26 protein-coding genes and 1 pseudogene are annotated in these 25715 nt (G+C 59.1%); 18 read left to right on the forward strand and 9 right to left on the reverse strand.

All coding sequences use genetic code 11. The annotated features are described in order from the left end of the window. Positions 1 to 21: 21 nt before the first annotated feature. From ABJ99_RS23035 to ABJ99_RS23045, 3 genes are all read right to left on the reverse strand, one after another. A complete protein-coding gene (locus ABJ99_RS23035) occupies positions 22 to 1674 on the reverse strand; it encodes an ABC transporter substrate-binding protein (RefSeq protein ID WP_054087776.1) in 1653 nt (550 codons plus the stop codon). A 92-nt stretch (positions 1675 to 1766) separates the two neighbouring features. Next, on the reverse strand, positions 1767 to 3041 hold the full coding sequence (locus ABJ99_RS23040; RefSeq protein WP_054087777.1) for an NAD(P)/FAD-dependent oxidoreductase: 1275 nt from the start codon (positions 3039 to 3041) through the stop codon (positions 1767 to 1769). A gap of 69 nt (positions 3042 to 3110) precedes the next feature. Then, positions 3111 to 3779, reverse strand: coding sequence for a haloacid dehalogenase type II (locus tag ABJ99_RS23045; RefSeq protein ID WP_054087778.1), 669 nt, complete (start codon positions 3777 to 3779; stop codon positions 3111 to 3113). Positions 3780 to 4311: 532 nt separating this feature from the next. Here ABJ99_RS23045 and ABJ99_RS23050 point away from each other — a divergent pair. The 5 genes and pseudogenes from ABJ99_RS23050 to ABJ99_RS29970 form a co-directional block, all read left to right on the forward strand. Next, complete coding sequence (locus tag ABJ99_RS23050; RefSeq protein ID WP_054087779.1) at positions 4312 to 5169, forward strand: GNAT family N-acetyltransferase; 858 nt, start codon at positions 4312 to 4314, stop codon at positions 5167 to 5169. A gap of 286 nt (positions 5170 to 5455) precedes the next feature. Continuing rightward, on the forward strand, positions 5456 to 6169 hold the full coding sequence (locus ABJ99_RS23055) for a cupin domain-containing protein (RefSeq protein WP_054087780.1): 714 nt from the start codon (positions 5456 to 5458) through the stop codon (positions 6167 to 6169). A gap of 440 nt (positions 6170 to 6609) precedes the next feature. Then, the gene (locus ABJ99_RS27735) at positions 6610 to 7059 is read left to right on the forward strand and encodes a hypothetical protein (protein ID WP_080378283.1); all 450 of its coding nucleotides are present in this window, start codon (positions 6610 to 6612) and stop codon (positions 7057 to 7059) included. A gap of 128 nt (positions 7060 to 7187) precedes the next feature. Then, entirely contained in the window at positions 7188 to 7898 is a 711-nt protein-coding gene (locus tag ABJ99_RS23060) for a hypothetical protein (RefSeq protein WP_054087897.1), read from the forward strand. Position 7899: 1 nt separating this feature from the next. Beyond that, positions 7900 to 8088: pseudogene (locus ABJ99_RS29970) on the forward strand (hypothetical protein); the annotation flags it as partial. Between the two features lie 139 nt (positions 8089 to 8227). Here ABJ99_RS29970 and ABJ99_RS23065 read toward each other — a convergent pair. The 3 genes from ABJ99_RS23065 to ABJ99_RS23075 all read right to left on the reverse strand — a co-directional run bounded on the left by ABJ99_RS23065 (position 8228) and on the right by ABJ99_RS23075 (position 11433). Next, positions 8228 to 9772, reverse strand: coding sequence for a phosphoenolpyruvate carboxykinase (locus ABJ99_RS23065; RefSeq protein ID WP_054087781.1), 1545 nt, complete (start codon positions 9770 to 9772; stop codon positions 8228 to 8230). 179 nt (positions 9773 to 9951) lie between these two features. After that, on the reverse strand, positions 9952 to 10854 hold the full coding sequence (gene hslO / locus ABJ99_RS23070; RefSeq protein WP_054087782.1) for an Hsp33 family molecular chaperone HslO: 903 nt from the start codon (positions 10852 to 10854) through the stop codon (positions 9952 to 9954). Between the two features lie 171 nt (positions 10855 to 11025). Then, positions 11026 to 11433 (reverse strand): RNA-binding S4 domain-containing protein, encoded by a 408-nt coding sequence (locus ABJ99_RS23075; protein WP_007253183.1) that lies wholly within the window; start codon positions 11431 to 11433, stop codon positions 11026 to 11028. Between the two features lie 169 nt (positions 11434 to 11602). On the opposite strand from ABJ99_RS23075, the gene rimA reads away from it, so the two are divergent. From rimA to ABJ99_RS23110, 7 genes are all read left to right on the forward strand, one after another. Continuing rightward, positions 11603 to 12385 (forward strand): S6 modification regulatory phosphodiesterase RimA, encoded by a 783-nt coding sequence (gene rimA, locus ABJ99_RS23080; RefSeq protein ID WP_054087783.1) that lies wholly within the window; start codon positions 11603 to 11605, stop codon positions 12383 to 12385. 16 nt (positions 12386 to 12401) lie between these two features. Then, a complete protein-coding gene (gene rimB / locus ABJ99_RS23085) occupies positions 12402 to 12878 on the forward strand; it encodes a retropepsin-like aspartic endopeptidase RimB (RefSeq protein WP_007253181.1) in 477 nt (158 codons plus the stop codon). After that, positions 12875 to 13780: a 30S ribosomal protein S6--L-glutamate ligase gene (rimK, locus tag ABJ99_RS23090; protein WP_003318100.1), complete on the forward strand. Its 906-nt coding sequence runs from the start codon at positions 12875 to 12877 to the stop codon at positions 13778 to 13780. The genes rimB and rimK overlap by 4 nt, the downstream gene beginning before the upstream one ends. Before the next feature lie 446 nt (positions 13781 to 14226). Next, the gene (gene gltP / locus ABJ99_RS23095; protein WP_054087784.1) at positions 14227 to 15558 is read left to right on the forward strand and encodes a glutamate/aspartate:proton symporter GltP; all 1332 of its coding nucleotides are present in this window, start codon (positions 14227 to 14229) and stop codon (positions 15556 to 15558) included. Between the two features lie 93 nt (positions 15559 to 15651). After that, positions 15652 to 15927: a hypothetical protein gene (locus tag ABJ99_RS23100; RefSeq protein ID WP_054087785.1), complete on the forward strand. Its 276-nt coding sequence runs from the start codon at positions 15652 to 15654 to the stop codon at positions 15925 to 15927. Between the two features lie 216 nt (positions 15928 to 16143). Beyond that, positions 16144 to 16392 carry a TIGR02647 family protein gene (locus ABJ99_RS23105; RefSeq protein WP_007253178.1) on the forward strand — a complete coding sequence of 83 codons (249 nt, stop codon included), beginning with the start codon at positions 16144 to 16146 and terminating at the stop codon, positions 16390 to 16392. Between the two features lie 182 nt (positions 16393 to 16574). Next, the gene (locus ABJ99_RS23110; RefSeq protein ID WP_054087786.1) at positions 16575 to 19421 is read left to right on the forward strand and encodes a class I adenylate cyclase; all 2847 of its coding nucleotides are present in this window, start codon (positions 16575 to 16577) and stop codon (positions 19419 to 19421) included. Positions 19422 to 19723: 302 nt separating this feature from the next. Here the strand turns inward: ABJ99_RS23110 and rnk are convergent, their stop codons facing one another. From rnk to cyaY, 3 genes are all read right to left on the reverse strand, one after another. Further along, positions 19724 to 20131 (reverse strand): nucleoside diphosphate kinase regulator, encoded by a 408-nt coding sequence (rnk, locus tag ABJ99_RS23115; RefSeq protein WP_054087787.1) that lies wholly within the window; start codon positions 20129 to 20131, stop codon positions 19724 to 19726. A gap of 143 nt (positions 20132 to 20274) precedes the next feature. After that, positions 20275 to 20511 carry a DUF1289 domain-containing protein gene (locus tag ABJ99_RS23120; RefSeq protein WP_007253175.1) on the reverse strand — a complete coding sequence of 79 codons (237 nt, stop codon included), beginning with the start codon at positions 20509 to 20511 and terminating at the stop codon, positions 20275 to 20277. A 2-nt stretch (positions 20512 to 20513) separates the two neighbouring features. Continuing rightward, the gene (gene cyaY / locus ABJ99_RS23125; protein ID WP_054087788.1) at positions 20514 to 20870 is read right to left on the reverse strand and encodes an iron donor protein CyaY; all 357 of its coding nucleotides are present in this window, start codon (positions 20868 to 20870) and stop codon (positions 20514 to 20516) included. A gap of 206 nt (positions 20871 to 21076) precedes the next feature. Between cyaY and lptM the strand changes: the two genes are divergently transcribed. The 6 genes from lptM to ABJ99_RS23155 are packed head-to-tail and all read left to right on the forward strand — an operon-like array spanning position 21077 to position 25650. After that, entirely contained in the window at positions 21077 to 21223 is a 147-nt protein-coding gene (gene lptM / locus ABJ99_RS23130) for an LPS translocon maturation chaperone LptM (RefSeq protein ID WP_003377923.1), read from the forward strand. A gap of 9 nt (positions 21224 to 21232) precedes the next feature. Further along, positions 21233 to 22480 carry a diaminopimelate decarboxylase gene (gene lysA, locus ABJ99_RS23135; protein ID WP_054087789.1) on the forward strand — a complete coding sequence of 416 codons (1248 nt, stop codon included), beginning with the start codon at positions 21233 to 21235 and terminating at the stop codon, positions 22478 to 22480. Between the two features lie 4 nt (positions 22481 to 22484). Continuing rightward, positions 22485 to 23315 (forward strand): diaminopimelate epimerase, encoded by an 831-nt coding sequence (dapF, locus tag ABJ99_RS23140; protein ID WP_054087790.1) that lies wholly within the window; start codon positions 22485 to 22487, stop codon positions 23313 to 23315. Positions 23316 to 23328: 13 nt separating this feature from the next. Next, positions 23329 to 24063: a DUF484 family protein gene (locus ABJ99_RS23145; protein ID WP_054087791.1), complete on the forward strand. Its 735-nt coding sequence runs from the start codon at positions 23329 to 23331 to the stop codon at positions 24061 to 24063. 2 nt (positions 24064 to 24065) lie between these two features. Beyond that, positions 24066 to 24965, forward strand: a complete 900-nt coding sequence (gene xerC / locus ABJ99_RS23150; RefSeq protein WP_054087792.1) for a tyrosine recombinase XerC — start codon at positions 24066 to 24068, stop codon at positions 24963 to 24965. After that, the gene (locus ABJ99_RS23155) at positions 24958 to 25650 is read left to right on the forward strand and encodes an HAD family hydrolase (RefSeq protein WP_054087793.1); all 693 of its coding nucleotides are present in this window, start codon (positions 24958 to 24960) and stop codon (positions 25648 to 25650) included. The genes xerC and ABJ99_RS23155 overlap by 8 nt, the downstream gene beginning before the upstream one ends. The last annotated feature ends 65 nt before the right edge of the window (positions 25651 to 25715 follow it).

The raw sequence follows: 25715 nt of genomic DNA on the forward strand, positions 1-25715 counted from the left end.
CCGCTCGGTTCAGCGTTGCATTTACGCGTCCAGCCAGACCTGCTCGCTGAACATGTAACCCATGAAGCCGCCCAGCGGGTTGCTGGAATAGCCCTGGATACGCTTGTCCAAGCCATCGATGTTGCTGATGAATACCGGAATGCCGATGCCGCAGTTCTGGCTGACCAGGGTCTGCATGTCGCCGTACATTTTGGCGCGCTTGTCGTCGTCGGTTTCGCCACGGGCCAGCAGCAGTAACTGATCGAACTGATCGTTCTTCCAGCCCGACTCGTTCCACGGCGCGGTGGACTGGAAGAATTGCGAGAAGATCACGTCGGCGTTCGGGCGCGGGTTGATGTTGCCGAAGCTCAGCGGGTGCTTCATCCAGTGGTTGGACCAGTAGCCATCGCTCGGCAGGCGGTTGACGTTGAGGGTCAGGCCAGCCTGCCTGGCCGACTGTTGCAGCAGCACGGCGATGTCCACCGAGCCGGTCGCGGCAGGGCCGGTCGCGGCAGGCGATGCCGCCACAGCCATGGTGATCTTTTCCATGCCGGCTTTCTTGAGCAGGAATTTGGCTTTCTCGGGATCGTAGGCACGTTGCGGCAGGTCCGCGTTGAAGTAGCGCGAGCCTGGCGAGATCGGGTGGTCGTTGCCGACACGGGCGTAGCCACGGAACACTGCGGATTTGACCTGTTCACGGTCCAGCAGGTACTTCATGGCCTCGGTGAATTCAGGGCTTTTGCCGGGCATCTGGTCTTGGCGAATGATCAGGTCGGTGTAGTTGCCGGACGGCGCATCCACCACGCGGTGCTTGGCGCTGGCGGCGATGCGCGTGGTCGAGCGCGGGTTGACCTCGTTGATCATGTGCACATCGCCGGAGAGCAGCGCGTTGACCCGCGATGGCTCATCGGAAATGGCGATGAATTCGATCTCGTCCAGATACGGCAGGCCCGGCTTCCAGTAGTTGGGGTTACGCGCACTGACCGAACGCACGCCAGGGTTGAATTCCTTGACGGTGAACGGGCCGGTGCCGATGCCTTTGCTGAAATCAGTGGTGCCTTCGGGCACGATCAGCAGGTGCGAAACCGCGAGGATCGACGGCAGCTCGGCGTTCGGCGAACTGAGGGTGATCTGCACTTCCATCGGGCCGGTGGCCTTGATCTCGGAAAACTGCGCCATCAACGGCAGGACTTTCGAGCCGGTGGCCGGGTCCTTGTGGCGCGACAGGGAGAACACCACATCGCCTGCGGTCAACGCTTTGCCGTTGTGGAAGGTCACGCCTTGACGCAGGGTCACGGTCCAGACGGTGGCGTTGTCGCTTTCGATCTTCTCGGCCAGTTCCATGTGCGGAACCAGATGGCTGTCGAAGCGGGTCAAGCCGTTGTAGAACATGAAATGGCGAACGTAGTCGGTAGACAGCGCACCTTTGGCCGGATCAAGCGTATCAGCGGTGGAGCTGGACATGCCCGCCACCCGAATGCGGCCGCCCGGCTTGCCTTTGACCGGTGCATCGGCGTCGTCGGCAAAGACCTTGCCCGCTGCGCCGAACAGGCTGCTTGAGCCAGCCGCGACCACGCCTGCAACGCCCAGCATCCGTAGTGCGTCACGACGCGACAGACCGCGATTGAGACCCTCGAAAACTCGCAGGCTGTCTTCACCTGTGATCAGCGGGGAATCGGTTTTCTTGTCAGCCATATCAGTTCTACCTGTCGAAAAGGGGAAATTCCGAGTTGCTCACGGGGGCCGGAGCATCCTTCATGCGCACACGACGACGGTTAAACAAAAACTCAGTGGCGACTGTCCTGATAGCGGTAGTAAGCGCCGACCAGAGGCAGAAACCAGGGCTTGCCGAAATGGCCGGGGATGGCTGGCCAGCTCAGGTCTTTCCAGGGATTGGCTTGCGCCTTGCCTTCCATGACCTCGGCCATCACCTGGCCCATGTGCACTGACATCTGCACGCCGTGGCCGCTGTAGCCCATCGAGTAGAAGACTCCGCCGTGCTCGCCTGCACGCGGCAAACGGTCGGAGGTCATGTCCACCAGACCACCCCAGCAGTAGTCGACCTTGACGTGGGCCAGTTGCGGAAACATCTGCACCATCGCCGCTTGCAGCACCTTGCCGCTCTTGGCGTCGGAACTGCTGTTGGACATCGCAAAGCGCGCCCGACCGCCGAACAGCAGGCGATTGTCCGGGGTGAGACGGAAATAGTTGCCGATCAAGCGGCTGGTCACGTAAGCGCGCTGGTTGGGGAACAACTGGTTGATCAGCGCCTGCGGCAACACTTCGGTGACGATCACGAAACTGCCGACCGGCACGATGCGGCGGCGATACCAGCCCAGGCCGCCATGCTGACAGGCACCCGTGGCAAGCAGCACCTGTCCGGCCTGAATGGACCCCTTCGAGGTGTTGACCACAAAACCGCCGCGGTTGGCTTTCCAGTCCTTGACGGTAGCGTCCTGATACACCCGGGCGCCATGCCGCACCGCCGCGTCCGCCAGCCCCAGACCGAAACGCCCGACGTGGATCTGCACGCCATTGCGTTGCAACAGGCCACCGTGGAACTCGTCGGAATCGATTTCAGCACGCACGTCCTGAGCCGACAGCAGCTCGACGTCGGCATCGACTTCACGACGAATCAGCTCGCAGGTGCGCGCCAGCCCTTCGTAATGCCCTGGCTTGGCTGCCAGTTTGAGCTTGCCGTTACGTTTGATATCGCAGGCGATACGTTCCTGCTCGATCACAGTGACGACGCTCTGCACCGCACTTTCGTAAGCCTTGTAATACTCGCGAGCCTGATCGGCCCCCAGGCTCGCGCTCAATGACGCGTAATCCTGAGCCACGCCGGTGTTGCACTGCCCACCGTTGCGGCCAGAGGCTTCGCCGATCACCCGGCCTGATTCCAGAACCACCACGCTGGCACCTTTCAAGGCCAATGCACGCGCTGCCGCAAGACCGGTAAAACCGCCACCGACCACCACCACGTCAGCTTGCCCCTCCACCGCGCCATCCTGCGCGCCGGTAAAGTCTGGAGCCGTATCGAGCCAGTAGGACTCACTGCGCATCTTGTTCCCCTCGTCACTCATGGAAGAGCACCCTGAAAAATGCCGTGGTTGCCGTTGGCGCTTATCCGGTCAGAGGCCGACCAGCCCGGCCAGACCGCCGATGTCCGGGATCTGGTGGTACTCGTAGAAGCTGTTGGCCGGCTGTTCGTGACCGCGTGCCACGAAGGCCTTGTTCCTGATTTTCATGTCATGCGCCGAAAACAGGTCATAACGGAAGCTGGAAGAGACATGCAAGATGTCTTCCGGGCCGCAACCGAGGTTGTCGAGCATGAACTCGAACGCAGCCAGGCGCGGTTTGTAGACCTTGGCCTGATCCGCAGTGAACACCTTGTGGAACGGCGCGCCGAGCTTGTCGACGTTGGACATGATCTGGCTGTCGCTGGCGTTGGAGAAAATCACCAGAGGGATCTTGTCGGCGATTTTCGACAGGCCGGCCGGTACATCGGCATGCGGGCCCCAGGTCGGCACCGCGTCGTAATACAGTTGGCCTTCTTCGCGGTATTCAACGTTCCAGCGCTTGCAGGTGCGGGCCAGTGCGACTTTCAGGATTTCGTCATAAGGCATCCAGTCGCCCATGACCTGATCCAGGCGATAAGCCGAGAAGTCTTTGACGAACTGATCCATCTGTTCAGTCGGAACGCGGTCAGCAAAGATCTCGCGCGTCATGGTGCCCATATGGAAGTTGGTCAAGGTGCCGTAGCAGTCGAACGTAATGAATTTTGGTCGAAGAAAGCTCATTGTGTGCGGTCCTGAAAGTTCGTTGAGGGCATGGCATGACGCACAATCCGGCTTCGTCTGAAGGGCGGTGATGCACGCTGCAGCACACCCTCATTACAACACCGTGAAATCAGCATATGGCGTTAAAAGTGATGGCTGCTTGATAGAAAGCACCGTTTTGAGGTGTGCGCTCAGCAGACTTTGCGGGGCGCTCCAGCCTTGGGCAAACCCCGATTTTTGGCGCTTTTTTGACCCTTTTCAGGGCGCTCAAGCTCAAACGTGGGGCTTTGCGCCGCAGAAACTGCGCCGCGCTGCTGATCGGTGAGTGGGCAAATCCCACTGCTATATAAAGAGCTTGATCCGGATAAAAAACCACAAGCATTTGCTGCCGGGCCTCCGACCGTTTTAAGCAGTAACTGTGGTCTGAAGAACTGCGGTTTGTGGAATCTGCCGAATGTTTACCGCCCTCTTGTCACCTCTCATCGCAGGTGGGATACAACACGTCTGTCGCACCTTTTATTTGCCTGTGCATCCTTCTGGACGGAGACACGTCATGCTCGCTCAGCAACGCCTCGACTTTGAATTTCGCCCCATGACCGCCGCCGATGTCGGCAATGCGCATGAGCTGTCCATCGCCCTGAAGTGGCCGCATCGACTTGAAGACTGGGCCATGCTGCAACGCGTCGCCCAGGGTTTTGTCGCGGAGCACAACGGCCGTCTGATCGGCAGCGCCTTCGCCTGTCATCAGGGCGAGTTCTCCACCATCGGCCTGGTGATCGTCAGCGATGACTATCAAGGCAAGGGCATTGGCCGCAAGTTGATGGAGCTGGCCGTCGGCAGCGTTCCGCCACGTACTGCCATTCTCAACGCCACGCTGGCAGGTGCGCCGCTGTACGAGAAAATGGGTTTCGTCAGTTTTGGCGAAATTCAGCAGCGTCAAGGGCAGGCGCACCCGCTTGGTGTGACGGCACTGAAGGCAGAGGAAAACTGCCGGCCGCTGACAGAAGCCGACCACGCTCGTGTGCTGGAACTGGCCAACGCCGGTTCGGGTATGGACCGCTCGGTCACGCTGGGTGACGTGCTGAAGGATATCGAACACGCGGTGGGCATCGAGCATAACGGCCAGTTACAGGCCTTCGCCCTGCTGCGCCCCTTCGGCCGCGGCCTGTGCATCGGCCCGGTGGTTGCCCAGACGGTCGAGCAGGCACGGCACATGATCGAACACCTGCTGGCCAGAGTGCCCTACGCCTTTGTCCGCATCGACATACCCACTGACTGCGGCCTGGCGGACTGGCTGGAGGAAGCCGGCCTCAAGCGCGTCGACAGCGTGACCTGCATGAGCATGGGCGCAGTTCCGCAAGCCCGCGAAGGGGTGAGTCAGTTTGCGTTGATAACCCAGGCAATCGGTTGAGCGCAGTCATAGCGTTCGCCGGTGTGCGCAAGTCCCGAGAGGCCCATATATCTGGCTTCTGCCCGCGGAGGGCGTGGGAGATTCAGGAGGTTACGACGGCTGCGATGGGCTGCGAAGCGGCCCCGAAACAGGCTACCTCGGCTGTGTCTGGNTCGGCCCTTTCGCGAACAAGAATCTCCCACAGCCTCCGGCCAGAATCAAAAGCAGAGCTGTGTACCACGCTGAGCGCTCAGCGTGGGAACGATCATCGATGAATCATAAACCCTCACCCAGGAACTCACTTCCAATGCCCCAACCCACCGCACTAGTCCTCGCCCGTGCCGACCTCAGCCCGGTAGAGACCCAATTCACCACTGGCCCGCTCGACGCCCAAGACCCCTTCAATGAAGGCCGTCGCACAGCGTTCATCGACAATCAGGGTGTTGCTGCCGGCCTGGTCCATTTCGGCACGTCGCTGTCCGTAGCCGCCTATCCCTACACCGAAATGCTGGTGGTGCATCGCGGCAGCGTCACGCTGACCTCAGGCACCGACAGCATCACCCTCAGCACCGGTGAAAGCGCAGTGATCGGTCGTGGCACGCAGGTACGCATTGACGCGCAACCTGACAGCCTCTGGGCGTTTTGCGCATCCACTCAGGCCAGCGGGCCCGACAAGCCCGGCATCGTCACGCTCGACCGCCTCGCCATGCTCACACCGTCCTCGCCGCCAGACCCGAGCATCATGATCAGCGCGCTGCCGCAGTGCCGCAGCAACAACCTGTTCGAAGACACGGCCAGCACCCTGCGCATCGGCGTCTGGGACTCCACGCCCTACGAACGTATCTCGCGCCCGCACAAGATCCATGAACTGATGAACCTGATCGAAGGCAGCGTAGTGTTGAGCCTGGAAAACGGCCCAAGCCTGACCGTGAACACAGGCGATACCGTATTCGTCGCCCAGGGCGCGCCGTGCAAATGGACCAGCACGGGGTATGTGCGCAAGTTTTATGCGGTGACGTGAGGCACAGGGTGGCGCCCTTCAGCTCTGTGGGGCGCTCTAACCTGCACACTTATAACTTCTGCCAGCGCAGTTAATCCAACTCGACACTAAAAGACAAGAACAATAATGTTCATTAGCTGATTTGCAAAGAATCAGAAACTTCCTACTTTTCTTCCCCGCCCATCGTGCTAAAACATCACCACGGATTGCGGAAAACCACTATTTTCTTGCTACCCGCCCAGTGGAACGGCCCGTGTTTCAGCGCAGGGCTCTTCTCTGAACATCATCTGCATCAACAATATTGTAAGTGACCGGCGCACGCATTGTGCGCATTGACACATCACAGACTTTGATCTGAACGACAGGTCGCGGCCGTGAATAAATTTTCGCCAAGCACCGCTTCGCACCTGACTTATTTAAATAATTAAAAACTCAATGAATTGACTCAGGAACTACCCACTGTGAAAACCCATAAAATCTTACTGACCTCGATTGTTCTTGCCACACTGTGCACCGCCGTTACTGCGCACGCAGGCCCACCGGTGACTGTGACATTTAAAAATCTGGGAACGGAGGTGGCGGAGTACAAAACCGTTACTCGAAACGAACTGTCGACTCAGCGTAATACCAGAACGACTATTGCACCAAAAGTCCAACCTGGGGATTCAGATAGTTACTCCACACAAAGCACTCTATCACCGGATACAAATTACGCCAGTGTTCGCTATGTCATGGGCTCCAAGGTTTGCATATTCTCGACCACCTTCATAAAGCTTCACGGTGCGGGTGGTGTCAAGGTGCCAAAGTTGAACCGGACCGCAAACTCCGAAGGTGGCGCAGTCTGCACTGCGACGTCTCGTGCCACCAATCTTTCCACTTATGCGTGGGCTGCTGAATTCACAATGAAATAAGCGCCGGAGCGTGCGTGTCGCATTTTGACACGCACGTTTTTCAACGGAAAGTTAAAGCTGACTCTGGTTTGGCCGATACAGGGATTAAATATAAAGCCATGGATTGGCCTCAGCAGCGAGGACGCAGCATGCTTGATACAACATCCGTCGCCCACCTCCCCCATAACACCACAATAAAGACTGTCGAGAAAAGCACCTCCGTCACAAATATAAGTTCCAGCCTAAAAGAACTCACTTCTGGGCCAGCCATTGACGGCGCCACCTTCTCGAGACTGTCCAGTCAATTGAGCAACAGTGCCGCACGCGCCCAGGCTCGCGACAGCAACCTTGACTTCAAAAGTTTGGGCTCTCTGGCAAAAAGCATCAGTGACAAAATTGCAGGCAACAGTTATTACTCCAATAGAAAACTGCACGATGCAGAGATACCGGATACGGACGACCCTGCACTGCTCGAAAGGGCCAGGCAAGCGACTTCGTTCAAGAACGGGTCAGGAGCAAATCCGTTCGCGGGGTTATCTCAAGATAAACTGAGGCTGATCATGTACGACGAAGATAGCGACTTCACAATTAACGAAAGAAGTGCAGCGTACTCCGAAAACTACGCTCAAGAGCAAGTATGGAAAAGGGCCATCTGCCAAAGATATGTCGACGAATACAACGAAACCGGCAAAAGCACTCAAACACTGGTGATGCTTCTCGCTCACTACGATCAACTGCCGCCCATAGAAAAAGCCCAGTACCCTGCGAATTACGCCGCCAACATTACATCGGGGGACAGCTCTGCCATGGACATCTTCAACACTCTTAAAAGCCAATCGGACTTTCAGGAAGCCTGGTAACTACCGCACCGAGTGGGTCGAAATTGACGACACCGGCGTATGCCGGAACTGGCGCAGAGGCTCGATCGAATACCGGGAATGCCGAAAGGGTGCCAAGGTATATTTCAATGAACAGTGCAAGCGTCTCGCTGAGTCAGTCAGCCTAAAACGATATTGCAGTGCCACCAGTGGATTCAGTCCGCTGGGCTGAATATCCGCAGCCACCCACTTCCCTGTCATCAACTGCCACAAAAAACCAGTAGCCCAGACAGGCAAACGCCCCGACGAGTCGGGGCGTTTGCCTGAGCATTTCCGGGGCCGCACGTCGGTGCGGCCACGAAGATGTTTAATTACAACTTCGGACCCGCAGCCTTGATGGCGTCGCTCACGTCGAACTTCTTGAAGTTCTCCACGAACAGGCCAGCCAGCGCCTTGGCGGCTTCGTCGTAGGCAGCTTTGTCAGCCCAGGTGTTGCGCGGGTTGAGCAGGCCGGTGTCTACGCCGGGTACCAGTTTCGGTACGTCGAGGTTGATGGTGTCGAGGTGCTCGGTTTCTGCACCGATCAACGCGCCGCTCTGGATCGCTGCAATCACGCCACGGGTGGTCGGGATGTTGAAGCGTTTGCCGACGCCGTAGCCGCCGCCAGTCCAGCCGGTGTTGACCAGGTAGACCTTGGACTTGAAGCCGCGGATGCGCTTGATCAGCAGGTTTGCATATTCGCCAGCCGGACGCGGGAAGAACGGTGCGCCGAAGCAGGTGGAGAAGGTGGACTTGATGCCCGACCCCGAACCCATTTCGGTCGAACCGACCAGCGCGGTGTAGCCGGACAGGAAGTGATAGGCCGCCTGCTCTTCGCTGAGAATCGACACTGGCGGCAGCACGCCGGTCAGGTCGCAGGTCAGGAAGATCACAGCATTCGGTTCGCCACCCAGGTTTTTCGGTGCGCGTTTTTCGATCAGTTCGCGCGGGTAGGCCGCACGGCTGTTCTGGGTCAGGCTGCTGTCGGCGTAATCGGCTTTCTTGGTGACCGGGTCGAGTACGACGTTTTCAAGTACAGCACCGTGCTGGATGGCTTTCCAGATGACCGGCTCATTCTTCTCGGACAGGTCGATGCACTTGGCATAGCAACCGCCTTCGATGTTGAACACCACGCCTTCGCCCCAGCCATGCTCGTCGTCACCGATCAGGTAACGGCTTTCGTCAGCGGACAGCGTGGTTTTACCCGTGCCGGACAGGCCGAAGAACAGCGTCACATCGCCCTCTTCGCCCATGTTGGCTGCGCAGTGCATCGGCAGTACGTCAGCGGCTGGCAGCAGGAAGTTCTGCACCGAGAACATGGCTTTCTTCATTTCGCCGGCGTAACGCATGCCTGCGATCAGCACTTTGCGGGCGGCGAAGTTGATGATGACGGTGCCGTCGGAGTTGGTGCCATCACGCTCGGGATCACAGACGAACCATGGCGCGTTCTGGATTTCCCACTCGTCCTTGCCAGCCGGGTTGTACTGTTCAGGGTTGATGAACAGGCAACGGCCGAACAGGTTGTGCCACGCCGTTTCGGTGGTCATCTTGACCGGCAGGTAGTGCGCCGGGTCCGAACCTACATGAACGTGGGAAACGAAGCGCTCGCGCTCGGCCAGGTAAGCGCCTACGCGGTTCCACAAGGCGTCGAACTTTTCGGCCGGGAACTTGCGGTTGATCGGACCCCAGGCGATTGCGTCCTGAGTGCTCGGCTCTTCGACAATGAAGCGATCGGCCGGCGAACGGCCAGTACGATGGCCTGTTTCCACAACCAGTGCGCCAGTATCGGACAGTACGCCTTCTTTGCGGGCAAGGGCTTCCTTGACCAGTTCGTCGGTGCTCAGATCGGTGTACACAGCGTTGTTGGTTTGCGTCATGAGGTTCCCCGTCGGCCGCTGGCCGAGTGCTTCAAACGGTTTTGTAGTAAAAAAACAACCACTACTACAGCGTAAAAGTGGGCCGGATTATGCCAGAAATGCCCAGAAATGGTAGGACCCTCCTGTCAGAACAGCATTACAGGGACCCACACCGTATTCTGAGGCTCTTTACGCTTTGATTAATGGCGCGTGTCCGACGGAGAATCGACACCGCCGCCAGCAAACAGCTGCGCGACGTCAGTGGCATCAAACAGATAGCGCTCGTTGCAGAACTGGCAGTCGATTTCAATCGAGCCGTTGTGCTCGATCACCAGTTGCTGCGCGTCCTCCAGCCCGAGGCTGACCAACGCATTGGCGGATCGCTCGCGAGAGCAACTGCACCGGAAGCAGATCGGCTGAATGTCGAACAGGCGAACCGGGTCTTCGTGATACAGGCGATGCAGAATGGTCGGGTTGTCCAGGCTGAGCATTTCTTCGGCCGTCAGGGTGCTGGCCAGGGTAATGACATGCTCCCAGTTGGCATCGCGCTCTTCCGGTTCGGTGATCTCGGCAGCGGGCAGTTGTTGCAGCAGCAGGCCGCGAGCACGATGGCCGTCGGCCTTGAGCCAGAAACGCGTGCCCAGTTGCTCGGACATCACAAAGTAGTTGGAAAGACTTTCCGACAGATCGACGCCATCCAGCGCCACGATGCCCTGATAGCGCTTGCCTTGGCGCGGGTCGACGGTCAAGGCCAGCGAGCCGTCCGGCATCAGGTCCTGCAGGCCTGCGCCCGGGGTGATAAGCGCTTCGTCGTAGCGGGCAATGCCACGCAGCTCACGCTCGCTTGAGCACTCGACCATCAACAGCGGAACGGCGCCGCTGGAACGGGCCTGCAAGATCAGCAAACCGTCGAATTTGAGTGTGCCGACCAGCAGCGCCGCAGCCGCCATCAGTTCGCCAAGCAATTGCGCGACTGGCTCCGGGTAAGCATGTTTGGCGAGCACTTCGGCGTAGCTGCGCTCCAGCGCGACCAGCTCTCCACGAACGTCGCTTTCGTCGAAAATGAAACGCTGGGTGAAATCGATGTCGGGGAAATCATGCATAGGAAGAGGGTATCTGAGGTAATGACAATGGATGGCCATCAGCAGCAAGCGCCGTCCGGCACCTGAAAACGCTGTGCACCATACGTTGACCGGCATTTTAGGAGCTATCCGGCGCGCTTCCAAGCTGGATGACTTTCCGGCCCGATCACCGGGCGTGCCATCCACCCTGTTTCAGTCACTGTGCTGGCTGCCCCGAAAATCAAAAAGCTGCCGGCGCTGCTTCTTGGTCGGCTTCCCATCGGTGGTGACGCCCAGGTTGCCAGCCTTGCGTTGCGCGGCGGCGTTTTCCCGTTTCGCAAGGCTTTCCGGGGTCTCGCGATACAGTGTCTGCGCTTCCGGCGCACCACGGCGAACCACCGATAGTGCTTCCACAACCACAGTGCGCTCATCGAAGCCCATACGAATCTGAAACTCGTCACCGAGGCGGGGCTCCTTGCCGGGCTTGCAACGTTCGCCACGACAGTGCACCTTGCCGCTTTCGATGGCCGCTTTGGCCAGCGCACGCGTTTTGAAGAAGCGCGCCGCCCACAACCATTTATCCAGACGAACCTTGTCGTCGTCTTCCAACTTTTGCGCCATGTGAATTCCTCATCAGTGTGGCAGTCTGAACGTTATCAGGCTGATCGGGAACAGCGACCGCACGGTTCCGCGGACCGGCAGATCTCTCACGAACATGTAGTAACCGATCCTTGCTTGTCAAAATCAGCCATTCATCATTTTATTGCCCCGACCTCACATGGAGTGCGACGTGACAGAATTTCCAACTTCGTTAACCTCCCCCGGAAAAAGGTGTGAGGGATGCACGGGCAGCCCCGAACTGGGTTTCTCGTTCGATTACGCTTACCAGCCAATTGTCGATCTGCGTGATCAGACGACGTTCGCTCATGAAGCACTGGTGCGTGGCCCCAGCGGGGAAAGTGCCTATTCGGTATTGAGTCAGGTCACCGACCAGAACCGCTATCGGTTTGACCAGATGTGTCGCACCACCGCCATTGCCGGTGCGGCAAAGCTGGGCATGACCGAGCGTTTATCGATCAATTTTCTGCCCAATGCCGTGTATCGTCCCGAGCTGTGCATTCGCAGCACGCTGGAAGCGGCCAAAAAACACGATTTCCCTATCAACAGGTTGATTTTCGAGACCATCGAAAGCGAACATGTGTGCAGCAATGGTCATTTGAGCAACATCCTGCGTGAGTATCGAGAGTTCGGCTTCATGACGGCGATCGATGACTTCGGCGCCGGGTATTCAGGCCTGACGCTGCTCGCTGATTTTCAACCCGATCTGATCAAACTCGACATGAACCTGATCCGCGATGTTCATCGTAATCGCGTGCGTCAGGCGATTGTTCGCGGGGTTGTCACAATGTGTTCGGACTTGGGGATTAAAGTCATCGCAGAAGGCATCGAGCACGTCGAAGAGCGGGACTTTCTCATCGATTGCGGCATTTTCCTGATGCAGGGTTATTTTTTCGCCAAACCTGCATTCAAAGCCCTGGCCCAGGTAGCCCCTGAGGCCTTGAAGAAGTCTTGAGACGTACGGAATTGCATTGAAGACATTTGATCACCTGACAGTTATCGGCCTGCGCGAGTGGGTGGCGCTGCCCGACCTTGGAGTCGCAGGCCTGCGCGCAAAAATCGATACCGGCGCAAGCACCTCAAGCCTGCACGCCACCGAGATCGAACCTTTCGAGCGCGACGGGCAGAAATGGGTGCGGTTCAACGCGCATCTGGGCACGGTGGTTCAGTTGCGCCATCGTCGCTGCGAGGCGCAACTGGTTGCCATGAAAACCATTAAAAGCTCTAACGGCCATGCGCAGGTGCGCTACGTGATTCGTACCACGCTGGCGTTAGGTGATCGTATATGGCCAGTGGAATTCACTCTGGCCTGCCGCAGATCGATGCGCTATCGACTGCTGCTGGGTTCCAAAGCCCTGATTGACGGCCATCTGGTGGTTAATCCGGGCATCACATACGTACAAGACAAGCCGGTGTTCCCGGCCTCTACTTCCTCAGGTGTTGCATGAAGATCGCTGTGCTTTCGCGTAATCCGCGTCTGTATTCCACCCGTCGTCTGGTCGAAGCTGGTATCGAGCGTGGCCATGAGATGGTGGTGATCGACACCCTGCGCGCCTATATGAACATCGCCAGCCACAAGCCGCAGATCCACTATCGCGGCAAACCGCTGGAAGGTTTCGATGCGGTCATTCCGCGTATCGGGGCTTCGGTGACTTTCTATGGCTGTGCGGTGTTGCGTCAGTTTGAAATGATGGGCGTGTTCCCGCTCAATGAATCGGTGGCGATTGCCCGCTCGCGCGACAAGCTGCGCTCGCTGCAATTGCTTTCACGTCGTGGCATCGGCTTGCCGGTGACCGGATTTGCTCACTCCCCGGATGACATCCCCGACCTGATCCAGATGGTCAACGGCGCGCCGCTGGTCATCAAGGTGCTGGAAGGCACGCAGGGCATAGGTGTGGTGCTGTGCGAAACCGCCACCGCCGCTGAATCGGTGATCGAAGCGTTCATGGGCCTCAAGCAGGACATCATGGTGCAGGAATACATCAAGGAAGCTGGCGGGGCCGATATTCGCTGCTTCGTGGTCGGTGACAAGGTTATCGCGTCGATGAAGCGTCAGGCCAAACCGGGTGAGTTCCGCTCCAACCTGCACCGCGGCGGCAGCGCCAGCCTGATCAAAATCACGCCGGAAGAACGCATGACTGCATTGCGCGCAGCCAAAGTGATGGGCTTGAGTGTGGCGGGTGTGGATATTCTGCGCTCCAACCATGGCCCGCTGGTGATGGAAGTCAACTCTTCACCCGGTCTAGAAGGCATTGAAGTGACGACCAGCAAGGACGTCGCCGGGATGATCATCGAATACCTGGAAAAGAACAGCGGCCCGCACATGACGCGCACTAAAGGCAAAGGGTAAAACTGATTCAAGTACCCAGGTCAAATACCCGCTTCATTGCGCACCGGCCTGGGCACTTAGTACCGTATATCTGGAAATTACCCCGAGTAATCGATTCAGCACAGCCACATCCCTTCACGTTTCCCGCATCGCTCAACCAGGCCATAGGCGACGTTTTAGCCACTTTTGCGCCGATTCACCGCTTTATACTCTTGACACAAATCAACACACTTCAATGCTCTCGTATGCCGATTACGCATAAGGTAGTCATTTACGGCATTAGACGAATACGCACGCCATGGGAATAGTTGCGACTTTTTTCGCCTGCAACCGAGCCGATATGCTCGTCCGCAGTGGCCCTCTCTGGAGATTTTCCAACGTATCCGCGCCCTGAAATTGCTGTGGCAAAGCCCTGTCAGTGCGGCGGTTCCGGAACGATCCAAGCGACTTCAAACAAGGGTAAAAATATGAAGAAGGCAAAGTTGAGTCTGGCATGGCAGATTCTCATCGGACTGGTACTGGGTATCGCCGTAGGCGCGCTGCTCAACCATTTCAGTGCTGAAAAAGCCTGGTGGATCACCAACCTCCTGCAACCGGCAGGTGACATCTTCATTCGCCTGATCAAGATGATCGTTATCCCGATCGTTGTCGCATCGCTGATTGTGGGCATTGCGGGCGTGGGCGATGCCAAAAAACTGGGGCGCATCGGCCTCAAGACCATTTTGTATTTTGAAGTCGTCACCACCATTGCCATTCTGGTGGGCCTGGTACTGGCCAACGTGTTCCATCCGGGCACGGGCATCGACATGAGCACCCTGGGCACCGTCGATATTTCCAAGTATCAGCAGACCACTGCCGAGGTTCAGCACGATCACGCGTTCATCGCAACGATCCTCAACCTGATCCCGTCCAATATTTTCGCGGCCATGGCGCGCGGCGAAATGCTGCCGATCATCTTCTTCTCGGTGCTGTTCGGGTTGGGGCTTTCCAGCCTGCAAGCCGAAGTCCGCGAGCCTCTGGTGAAGCTGTTTCAAGGCGTGTCGGAAGCCATGTTCAAGGTCACTCACATGATCATGAGCTACGCACCGATCGGCGTATTCGCCCTGATTGCGGTGACGGTGGCCAACTTCGGCTTTGCCTCGCTGCTGCCGCTGGCCAAGCTGGTGATTCTGGTTTACGTGGCCATTGCCTTCTTTGCCTTCGTGGTCCTCGGGCTGATCGCTCGCGCCTTCGGCTTCTCGGTCATCAGGCTGATGCGCATTTTCAAGGACGAGCTGATTCTGTCCTACTCCACCGCCAGCTCCGAAACCGTGCTGCCGCGCGTGATCCAGAAAATGGAAGCCTACGGCGCGCCGAAAGCGATCTGCAGCTTCGTGGTGCCGACCGGTTACTCGTTCAACCTCGACGGCTCGACGCTGTACCAGAGCATCGCGGCGATTTTCATAGCGCAGCTGTACGGCATCGACCTGTCGATTGGTGCGCAACTGATGCTGGTGCTGACCTTGATGGTGACCTCGAAAGGCATCGCGGGCGTACCGGGTGTTTCCTTCGTGGTGTTGCTGGCGACGCTGGGCAGCGCAGGTATTCCACTCGAAGGCCTGGCGTTCATCGCCGGTGTCGACCGGATCATGGACATGGCGCGTACCGCGCTGAATGTGATCGGCAATGCGCTGGCGGTGCTGGTCATCTCGCGCTGGGAAGGCATGTACGACGATGCCAAGGGCGAGCGCTACTGGAATTCCCTGCCGCACTGGCGCAGCAAGGAACGCGTGCCGCTGGGTCAGCCGACAGCTGATTGACCTCCAGGCACTTATACCGACAAACCCCGGACTTCCGGGGTTTGTTGTTTTCAGGCCGCCGGTTAGACTGCCCGCCTTATTTGAGGATTTAACATGACCGATGCAATCGACAATGACGAAGAAGAATTTGCTGCCTCGACCCTGATCGAAGCCATCGAGAACCAGATCGAAGCCGGTTACCCGCCAGCGGCCAAAGCCGTGTTCAACATGCTGAGCCTGGTTAATTACGAGCGCGAAGACATTCTTGAAATGATGGCACACGTTCTGGCCATCGAGATCGATGCCCTGCTTGAGCAGGACCGCCCGTTCGACACGCAATGGTACGAAGCCGCACTGCGCGCACTGCCCGAGTTGCCACCCGAGAAATAACCACCCGCCGCCACCATGCCGGTGAGATATATGCTGCAAAGCGTTCAGACGCTGTCTACACTGCAGAGGCCCCGCTGCCGCTTGATCCTCCGGGGCTATCACGCCAAGCCGGCTTCAACGGTCTCCAGAACCGACGAGCACAGACACCGACACGTCGATTCCAGACACACCCGCCAGCCGGCGAGGTCGTATCACTATAAAAAGTCTGGAGTACCTATGTCGTATACCCCTGAGTTGGTTGCCGAACTGGAAATCCTTGCACTGTTCAATCTGGGAAACACCCAGGAAGGCCTCAAAGTTCATCACGTCGCCGCCCCCACTGCCGTCGCAGCAGCACAAAGACTTTTCGAAAAAGGCCTCACGACCCAGGTCGATGGCGGCTATCTGACCAGCCTCGGGCTTGAGGCTGCCCAGCATGCGCAGTCACTGCTGACCATTCTCAGCGTCTCGAAACAGGCAGCCTGAACCGCGCAGGGCCTGCGTAGCAAAAAATGTCGCAGGCCCTTCACTTATCGGAACGTCGGCCGATAACAGCCATTGGCGCCTGAATGGCAACCCGACCGAACCCGCTTCTCTCGGCTGCAAACCTTCTTCGCCATCTTGCTCAGTAATTCCACGCCTGCCCGGGCCAGATGCCTTGAGTTGTGATGACGCGTAACCCTGAAATTCGCCCTGATCTGGACGAGGGCATCGACCGCAAGGTGCTCAGCCAGTTGCGTAACCGCTTCCTGTCGGTCAATGACGGGAGATACGCGCGTGCCCTGGAAGGCATGTCGACTCGCCAACAGAGCGTCATGACACTGTTGCCGCTGTTCTTTCACGTCAATCATCCGCTGTTGCCCGGCTACGTTTCCGGCAGCACGCCTGCGGGCGTCTCGCAGTACGAGCCTGACGCGCCGGTACTGAGCGAAGCGCAGCGCTTGACGCGCTCTTTCTCGTATAAAGCACGGCACGGCAATCCTGCGCAGCCGATCCACGGCCTGTTTCTGATGGGCAGCCTCGGCACGCTGGCCCAGGCTGAACAGAGCGACATGGACGTATGGGTCTGCCATGACAGCGCGCTGGAACCGGACGCTATTATCGAGCTGCGCAAGAAGTGCCAGGCACTTGAAGCGTGGGCCGCCACGATGGGCGCAGAGGCGCATTTTTTCCTGATTGACCCGGAGCGATTCCGGCGCGGCGACCGCGATTCGCAACTCAGTTCAGACGATTGCGGCACCACTCAGCATTATCTGTTGCTCGATGAGTTTTATCGCACTGCGATCTGGCTCGCGGGTCGCACGCCGATGTGGTGGCTGGTGCCGGTCTATGAAGAACAGAATTACGAGGATTACACCCACACGCTGCTCAGCAAACGCTTCATACGCGCCAGCGAAGTGCTTGATCTGGGGCCGATGTCGCCTATTCCGCCCGCAGAGTTTGTCGGTGCCGGGCTGTGGCAACTCTTCAAAGGCATCGAGTCGCCTTACAAGTCCGTGCTCAAACTGCTGCTGATCGAGGTGTATTCCAGCGAACATCCGCGCGTGCAATGCCTGAGCCTGCGCTTCAAACAAGCGGTGTTCGCCAACCAGCTGGACCTGGATGAGCTGGACCCCTACGTAGTCGTTTACCGGCGCATCGAAGAGCATCTGCAAGCGCGTAACGAACCCGAGCGCCTGGAGCTGGTGCGGCGCAGCCTGTACCTGAAGATCAACAAGAAGCTGACCGGCTCGCCCCGTCTTCGCAGTAATGGTTGGCAACGCCTGCTGCTGGAGCGCCTGACCTCGGAATGGGGATGGGATGAGCGCCAACTGACTCTGCTCGACAGCCGCAGTCAGTGGAAAGTCCGCCAGGTGGTTCATGAACGACGCGCGCTGGTCAACGAGCTGAATTACAGCTATCGCTTTCAGACCCGGTTCGCCCGCACACAAAGCAGCGCTGATGCACTCGACGCACGCGACCTGACCATCCTCGGGCGACGCCTCTATGCCGCCTTCGAGCGCAAAGCGGGCAAGATCGAATTCATCAACCCGGGCATCGCGCCAGACCTCGCAGAAGACACGTTGACGCTGGTCAATTCACCCAATAAACGTGAGCCGGGCAAACATCAATGGGCGCTGTACAACGGCAACCTGGGCATACATGAATGGCCGGACTTTTCGCCGATCAAGCGCAGCCGTGAACTGCTCGATATCCTGACCTGGTGCCATCGCAACAGCGTGATCGACGCCACGACCCGCGTGGCGCTGCATCCGGGCATCAGCGACCTGACCGAATTCGAGCTGTTCAATCTGCTTGGCGCCTTGCAGCAAAGCATCGAGCTGCCACTGCCTGACGTCAGCGATGAGGCGCTGCTGCAACCCGCCGTGCCCAAGGAAATCCTGCTGCTGGTGAATGTCGGGGTCGACCCGCTCAAGCATCACCGCGACCTCAACATTCTGATGACCACGCAACGCACCGACTCGCTCAGCTACGCGGGCGTTCGGGAGAATCTGGTACTGACGCTGGACCAGATCACGCTCAATACCTGGAACGAAACGCTGGTCAGCCGCTACGACGGGCCGCATGCCTTGCTCGACTGCATGAGCGAACTGCTCGCCAGCCTGCCGGAGCACGGTCAGCAGCCGCAGATTCGCGTGCGGTGCTTTTGCCATAACCGGGCACCCGCCATCGCCCAGCGGGTCGAGGAACTGATCAGCACGGCGCAGTTGCTGCTCGCCCGAAAACTCAATCATCGCTATTTGATTCAGGTGCAGCAGCAATACCACGTTCTGGAGATCGCGCCAGGCAGGGTCGGTCATATCGTCGTCAACAGCCTGCCCGGGCTGTTCAAATACCTGGGCGAAGAACTGGCGACGTATAGCCCTTTGCATCTCGACCCCAACGCGCTGGATGACCATGACCTGGCGCTGATCCTGCCGTTCGGGCAACCGGAGTGCATTCAGGTGTTTTACCGGATCAACGAACCGGATGCCGACCTGTACGTGCTGGATGAGCACAATGCGCTCTGGCACCAGCGCGTGCCGTATCACGATGAACACAGCCTGTTGATGCCGCTGCAGCGCTTTTTTCACTCGCTGGTCTATCGCCGAGGCGCTTCGCTGCCGCTGGACAACCCGTTCGAGCCCGTATTGCTGGAAACGCTTTACTATCAGGTCCTGCCTGCCGGTGCGGCCGTCGCGCGGCGCATCGAACATCGCCCGGCACCCACGGCTGCGGACAGGCCGTATTACGACGTGCAGGCAATCATCGAAGAGGCCTCACCGGGGCAGATCAACGTCACCCTGTACTGCGACAACAGCGAGTTTTCCGAGCTGGAGCATGGCGATCAACTGTACGCCGCCGTTGCGCAACAAATCCTCGGCAAGCGCCAGGAGCCGCAGCGCTACCGCTGCTACATCACCGACCTCGACCTTTCCGGCCTGCTGGATGGCAAGCACGGGCAGAGCATCCTCTTCCTGCGGCACAAGGCTGCGCTGGAAAAACTGCTGAACGAGGCGATGGCGCAGGCGTGACGTTCACTTGTCGCTAGGAACCCAGTGTTTTTGAGCGGACCGGGCGACGCTTCGTTTGTCCGCGATCTGTCTTTGTCCGCGATCTGTCGGCTTTTGTGGGAGCGGACTTGTCCGCGATCTGTCGGGAACCGACAGTAAAACCGGCCGCCTCGGTATATCAGATGCAGCCGAGGCTGCTCGTTTTGGGATTGCCTTGCAACCCGTCGCGGGCAAGCGAAGCGTCGCCCGGTCCGCTCCAACAAAACCGAGATCGCAGACAAATGGAGCGCCGGTCGGTCCGCTCCGGAGGCCCCGCTTTTCGGTTACTCGTACTCGCCCGCCGCTTCCGGCTGATATTCCACTGCCAGCAATGTCAGCTTGAGGGTCTTGCCACCCGGAGCGGGCCAGTCGATATGCTGGCCGACTTGCAGGCCGAGCAGGGCCGAGCCCATCGGGGCGAGGACCGAAACAGTGCCTTCTACCCCGGCATCCTGCGGATAGACCAGCTTGAGGTGGTAATCCTTGCCGCTGACTTCTTCACGGCAATGCACACGTGAATTCATGGTCACAACGCCCGCAGGCACTTCATCGTGGCCAACCACTTGTTCGGCGCGATCCAGTTCGGCTTGCAACGCCTGAAGGCCTGGCGAGTCTTCGTCCTGGCTGGAGATAAGGGTCTCAAGACGCTGTACGTCGAGTCGGGTGAGGATGATGGCAGGTGCAGTGGTCATGGTCTGGGCAGACTCCTTTATTCTCCATGAATAAAACAAAACCCCGCCGGTACGGGCGGGGTTTACGAGCCTCTCCATCGGGAGAAGCAGCCTTCGACACTAACACAGAGCAACAAATACACAACCCGGCCAGCGGCCAGCGCTCAGCCCGCAGCCTGGCCTGCCTCGAAGCCAGCGCGCCGTTCATCTGCTTCACGGCGGATCTGCCGACGCCGGTCATCATCAGCCGAGCGCCATTCGCGAATGTCTTCGACGTGTCGAAAGCATCCCAGGCAGACCTTTTGCTCATCGAGCCGACACAGGCTGATACAAGGCGAAGCTACCGCCGGGCTGACGTTGCTGAAAAGCGGTTTGGGCGGTCGAGCGGGTGTCTGGCTCACGATCAGATCTCGGAGAAATCCAGCTCGACGCCGGCCTGCTCTTTGGTAAAGCGCGTGAGCATCTCGCTCAGCAGCTCATCACTGGAATCGCATGCCCAGCAAAAGGTCTCTTCGTTGTAATCGAAGTGAAAACCACCTGATTTGGCGGCCAGCCAGAGCTGACGCAGCGGCTCCTGACGACTGAAAATAAGCTGCGAGCCGCTTTCGAACTTGACGGTCAGTACGCCGGCCGAGTTTTCCAGATCCACATCCTGACGACTATCCACATCCACTTCCAGAAGATACTCCTCGAAAACGTCTTCGATATTCTGCTGAGTCGCATCGACCAGATCGTGAAAGCGCGCTTCGGTCAAACTCATTACGGAAACCTCGATAATTGTCTGCTGATGGCGCAGACGGGCAAGATACGGACGCCGCCAGGCAAATGCAAAGCTTACCCGTCAGTTTGTGTTTCATCATCGTAATAATGCCCGAGGCCCGCCAGACGGGACGGCCCTCGCATAGGCAAGCCGCCGGGTGGTCGGTATACTCGGGCGCAATTAATGCTTTTACAAAGGATTTCGCCATGAAGCGCCTGATCTCTTCGCTTGCTGCGCTGGTCGCGGTCGCGTGTCTTGTTACAGCCTGTGGCCAGAAAGGCCCGCTGTATCTGCCGGACGACACCAAAACTCCGGAAGAACAAGCCAAATCGCAATCGCACAAGCACCTTTAAGGGACTCAAATGGACGCCTTCAACTACCGCGACGGTGAGCTGTTCGCGGAAGGGGTAGCCTTGTCCGGCATTGCCGAGCGCTTCGGTACGCCGACCTATGTCTACTCGCGCGCTCACATCGAAGCGCAATACCGTGCCTACGCCGATGCGCTGGATGGCATGCCGCATCTGGTCTGCTTTGCGGTCAAGGCCAACTCCAACCTGGGCGTACTCAATGTCCTGGCGCGTCTCGGCGCCGGTTTCGACATCGTTTCCCGTGGCGAGCTGGAGCGTGTGCTGGCGGCTGGCGGCAAAGCGGAAAAGATCGTGTTCTCCGGCGTCGGCAAGACCCGCGAAGACATGCGCCGCGCGCTTGAAGTGGGCGTGCATTGCTTCAACGTCGAGTCTACCGACGAGCTGGAGCGCTTGCAGGAAGTGGCTGCCGAACTCAACGTTCGTGCGCCGATCTCGCTGCGCGTCAATCCGGACGTGGACGCGGGCACTCACCCGTACATTTCCACAGGCCTGAAAGAAAACAAGTTCGGCATCGCCATTGCTGCTGCCGAAGACGTTTACATTCGTGCCTCGCAATTGCCGAATCTGGAAGTCATCGGCGTCGATTGCCATATCGGCTCGCAACTGACCACCCTCGAACCCTTTATCGATGCACTGGATCGCTTGCTGGGCCTGGTCGATCGGCTGGGCGATTGCGGCATCCACCTGCACCACATCGATCTGGGTGGCGGCCTTGGCGTGCGTTATCGCGATGAAGAGCCTCCACTGGCGGCTGACTACATCAAAGCCGTACGCGAGCGACTCGCTGGCCGGGATCTGGGCCTGCTGTTCGAGCCAGGGCGCTTTATCGTGGCCAACGCGGGCGTGCTGCTGACCCGGGTCGAGTACCTCAAGCACACCGAACACAAGGATTTCGCCATCGTCGACGCGGCGATGAACGACCTGATCCGCCCTGCCCTGTATCAGGCCTGGATGGACGTCACAGCGGTACGCCCACGCGACAGCGAAGCGCGTGCCTACGACATCGTCGGGCCGATCTGCGAGACCGGCGACTTCCTCGCCAAGGACCGCGAACTGACCCTGGCCGAAGGCGATTTGCTGGCCGTGCACTCGGCCGGCGCTTACGGTTTTGTCATGAGTTCGAACTACAACACCCGTGGCCGTGCCGCTGAGGTACTGGTCGACGGTTCTCAGGCTTTTGAAGTGCGTCGTCGCGAAACCGTGGCCGAGCTGTTCGCTGGCGAAAGCCTGCTGCCGGAGTAATCCCATGCTGCTGCGTTTTACCAAGATGCACGGGCTGGGTAACGACTTCATGGTCCTCGACCTGGTGAGTCAGCACGCGCATATCCTGCCCAAACACGCCAAACAGTGGGGCGACCGCCACACCGGTATCGGTTTCGATCAGCTATTGCTGGTCGAAGCGCCGAACAACCCGGATGTGGACTTTCGCTACCGAATCTTCAACTCGGACGGTTCCGAGGTTGAACAATGCGGCAACGGCGCACGCTGTTTCGCGCGCTTCGTGCTCGACAAGCGGCTGACCGCCAAGAAGCAGATCCGTGTCGAGACCAAGGGCGGCATCATCGAACTGGATATCCGCAGCGACGGGCAGATCAGCGTCGACATGGGCCCGCCGCGCCTTGCTCCGGAAGACATTCCGTTTCAGGCAGCGCAGCAAGCCACCCGCTATTCGGTCGAAGTCGACGGGCAGACGGTCGAACTGGCTGCTGTGTCGATGGGCAATCCTCACGCCGTGCTGCGCGTCGACGACATCAACGATGCCCCCGTGCACACGCTCGGCCCGAAGATCGAACATCACCCGCGCTTTCCGGCACGGGTTAACGTCGGCTTCCTCCACGTTGTAGATCGCCAGCGCGCGCAGTTGCGGGTCTGGGAGCGCGGTGCCGGCGAAACCCAGGCCTGTGGCACCGGGGCGTGTGCGGCGGCAGTTGCTGCCATCAGCCAGGGCTGGATGGACTCGCCACTGCTGATCGACCTGCCCGGAGGTCGCCTGTCCATCGAATGGGCCGGCCCGGGACACTCCGTCATGATGACCGGCCCTGCGACACGGGTCTACGAAGGCCAAGTTCGTCTTTAAGCGAGTACATACGATGACCGACCAGCCTCCAGCTTCCACCGGCAACCCCGGCGAATCGCCTGTCGATAGCGCAGCGCCAGACCTTGAAGCAGAAGCGGTCATCGCTTTCCTGCTCGAGCATCCCGAGTTTTTCGCCGAGCACGACGAGCTACTGGTGTCGATGCGCATTCCTCACCAGCGTGGCGACACCGTTTCGCTGGTCGAGCGTCAGCTCAAGCTGCTGCGCGAACGCAATATCGAAATGCGCCATCGCCTCTCGCAACTGATGGACGTCGCACGCGACAACGACCGGCTGTTCGAAAAGACCCGCCGCCTGAATCTCGCGCTGATGGACGCTACAAGCCTGGACGAACTGGTGATTGCGGTGGAAGACAGCCTGCGTCAGGACTTTCAGGTGCCCTTTGTCAGCCTGATTCTGTTCAGCGACAACCCCATGCCGGTAGGCCGCTGGGTCAGCACTGCCGAGGCCCAGAAAGCCATCGGCGGCCTGATTGGCGAGAAAATCGTCTGCGGCGCCCTGCGCGAGCATGAACTGGCCTTTCTGTTTGGCGCAGAACAAGCCGGGGAAGTCGGCTCGACCGCCATCGCCAGCCTCAACCACTTAGGCCTGCATGGGGTGCTGGCCATCGGCAGCCGCGACCCTCAGCACTACAAAAGCTCGGTCGGTACGCTGTTCCTCAGTTACATCGCTGACGTACTGAGCCGCCTGCTGCCTCGCTTCGCCCACTCGCTACGTTCGGTTCGCTAGCCATGGAACAACACCTGGATGCCTACTGCATGCACCTGCGCAGTGAGCGCCAGGTGTCGCCGCACACACTCGAAGCCTATCGACGCGACCTGGGCAAAGTGCTCGCGTTCTGCCAGAAAGCCGGGCTGTCGAGCTGGACGAATCTGGATATCCAGCACCTGCGCAGTTTCACGGCCCGCCAGCATCAGCAGGGCCAGTCCTCGCGCAGCCTGGCGCGGATGCTATCGGCCGTGCGTGGGTTCTACAAATACCTGAATCGGGAAGGCATCTGCCAGCACGACCCCGCAAATGGCCTGTCGCCGCCCAAAGGCGAGCGACGCCTGCCCAAGACCCTGGACACCGACCGCGCTGCGCAACTGCTCGACGGTGCCGTCGAGGAAGACTTTCTGGCGCAACGTGATCAGGCCATTCTGGAGCTGCTTTATTCGTCAGGGTTGCGACTGTCCGAACTGACCGGCCTCAACCTTGATCAACTGGACCTGCGCGCCGGGCTGGTGCAGGTGCTCGGCAAAGGCAGCAAGACACGCGTGTTGCCTGTCGGCAGCAAGGCGCGCAAGGCGCTGGAGTCCTGGTTGCCGTTGCGCGCCCTGACCAACCCGCAGGACGACGCAGTGTTCGTCAGCCAGCACGGCAAACGGCTCGGTTCACGTGCGGTGCAGAACCGGGTCAAGGCCGCGGGCGAACGCGAGCTTGGGCAGAACCTGCACCCGCACATGCTGCGTCATTCATTTGCCAGCCATCTGCTGGAGTCATCGCAAGACCTTCGCGCGGTGCAGGAGCTGCTCGGCCACGCCGATATCAAGACCACGCAGATCTACACGCATCTGGACTTTCAGCACCTGGCGACGGTCTATGACAGTGCCCATCCACGCGCCAAACGTAAAGGATCTGCAGATGATTAAGCTGGTGACGTTCGACCTCGATGACACGCTCTGGGATACCGCACCGGCGATCGTCGGTGCCGAAGCCACACTGCGTGACTGGCTGGCCGAGCACGCGCCCAGGCTCGGTCCCGTTCCCGTCGAGCATCTATGGGAAATCCGCTCACGCCTGGTGGCCGCTGATCCAGCCTTGAAGCACCGGATCAGCGCGCTGCGTCGGCGTGTTCTGTTTCACGCCCTGGAAGACGCCGGTTACGAGCCCGACGAAGCGCAGGATCTCGCTGATCAGGCGTTTGAAGTGTTCCTGCATGGCCGCCATCAGGTGCAGATTTTCCCGGACGTGCAACCCACCCTGGAAATTCTCGCCAAGACCTTCACGCTCGGCGTGATCACCAACGGCAATGCCGATGTTCGGCGGCTGGGGCTGGCGGATTACTTTACCTTCGCCCTGTGCGCCGAAGACCTGGGTATAGGCAAACCCGACCCGGCGCTGTTTCTCGAAGCGCTCAGACGCGGCAAGACCGATGCCAGCGCGGCTGCCCACGTCGGTGACCACCCCAGCGACGATATCGCAGGCGCTCAACAGGCAGGCATGCGAGCCATCTGGTACAACCCGCAAGGCAAAGTCTGGGATGCCGACAGACTGCCGGACGCCGAGATCCATAACCTGTCGCAGTTGCCGGAAGTACTCGCCCGCTGGGCGTAGCCTCGCCCCCGTACAACACGCGCCCAAGAAAAAGCCCGCAGCGACGGCGGGCTTTTCTTTATCAC

This window comes from Pseudomonas syringae pv. cilantro (assembly GCF_001293775.1).
GTDB lineage: Bacteria > Pseudomonadota > Gammaproteobacteria > Pseudomonadales > Pseudomonadaceae > Aquipseudomonas > Aquipseudomonas syringae_P.

Excerpts from the sequence above, each read along its gene's own strand:
- lptM (WP_003377923.1), top strand. The coding sequence starts at position 21,077 with ATGAAGCGCCTGATCTCTTCGCTTGCTGCGCTGGTCGCGGTCGCGTGT.
- ABJ99_RS23055 (WP_054087780.1), top strand. The coding sequence starts at position 5,456 with ATGCCCCAACCCACCGCACTAGTCCTCGCCCGTGCCGACCTCAGCCCG.
- ABJ99_RS23100 (WP_054087785.1), top strand. The coding sequence starts at position 15,652 with ATGACCGATGCAATCGACAATGACGAAGAAGAATTTGCTGCCTCGACC.
- ABJ99_RS23040 (WP_054087777.1), bottom strand. The coding sequence starts at position 3,041 with ATGCGCAGTGAGTCCTACTGGCTCGATACGGCTCCAGACTTTACCGGC.
- ABJ99_RS23050 (WP_054087779.1), top strand. The coding sequence starts at position 4,312 with ATGCTCGCTCAGCAACGCCTCGACTTTGAATTTCGCCCCATGACCGCC.
- gltP (WP_054087784.1), top strand. The coding sequence starts at position 14,227 with ATGAAGAAGGCAAAGTTGAGTCTGGCATGGCAGATTCTCATCGGACTG.
- ABJ99_RS23035 (WP_054087776.1), bottom strand. The coding sequence starts at position 1,674 with ATGGCTGACAAGAAAACCGATTCCCCGCTGATCACAGGTGAAGACAGC.
- ABJ99_RS23045 (WP_054087778.1), bottom strand. The coding sequence starts at position 3,779 with ATGAGCTTTCTTCGACCAAAATTCATTACGTTCGACTGCTACGGCACC.
- dapF (WP_054087790.1), top strand. The coding sequence starts at position 22,485 with ATGCTGCTGCGTTTTACCAAGATGCACGGGCTGGGTAACGACTTCATG.
- ABJ99_RS23105 (WP_007253178.1), top strand. The coding sequence starts at position 16,144 with ATGTCGTATACCCCTGAGTTGGTTGCCGAACTGGAAATCCTTGCACTG.
- cyaY (WP_054087788.1), bottom strand. The coding sequence starts at position 20,870 with ATGAGTTTGACCGAAGCGCGCTTTCACGATCTGGTCGATGCGACTCAG.
- rimK (WP_003318100.1), top strand. The coding sequence starts at position 12,875 with ATGAAGATCGCTGTGCTTTCGCGTAATCCGCGTCTGTATTCCACCCGT.
- ABJ99_RS23075 (WP_007253183.1), bottom strand. The coding sequence starts at position 11,433 with ATGGCGCAAAAGTTGGAAGACGACGACAAGGTTCGTCTGGATAAATGG.
- rnk (WP_054087787.1), bottom strand. The coding sequence starts at position 20,131 with ATGACCACTGCACCTGCCATCATCCTCACCCGACTCGACGTACAGCGT.
- lysA (WP_054087789.1), top strand. The coding sequence starts at position 21,233 with ATGGACGCCTTCAACTACCGCGACGGTGAGCTGTTCGCGGAAGGGGTA.
- ABJ99_RS23065 (WP_054087781.1), bottom strand. The coding sequence starts at position 9,772 with ATGACGCAAACCAACAACGCTGTGTACACCGATCTGAGCACCGACGAA.
- ABJ99_RS23155 (WP_054087793.1), top strand. The coding sequence starts at position 24,958 with ATGATTAAGCTGGTGACGTTCGACCTCGATGACACGCTCTGGGATACC.
- hslO (WP_054087782.1), bottom strand. The coding sequence starts at position 10,854 with ATGCATGATTTCCCCGACATCGATTTCACCCAGCGTTTCATTTTCGAC.
- ABJ99_RS23145 (WP_054087791.1), top strand. The coding sequence starts at position 23,329 with ATGACCGACCAGCCTCCAGCTTCCACCGGCAACCCCGGCGAATCGCCT.
- ABJ99_RS23060 (WP_054087897.1), top strand. The coding sequence starts at position 7,188 with ATGCTTGATACAACATCCGTCGCCCACCTCCCCCATAACACCACAATA.
- ABJ99_RS23110 (WP_054087786.1), top strand. The coding sequence starts at position 16,575 with ATGACGCGTAACCCTGAAATTCGCCCTGATCTGGACGAGGGCATCGAC.
- xerC (WP_054087792.1), top strand. The coding sequence starts at position 24,066 with ATGGAACAACACCTGGATGCCTACTGCATGCACCTGCGCAGTGAGCGC.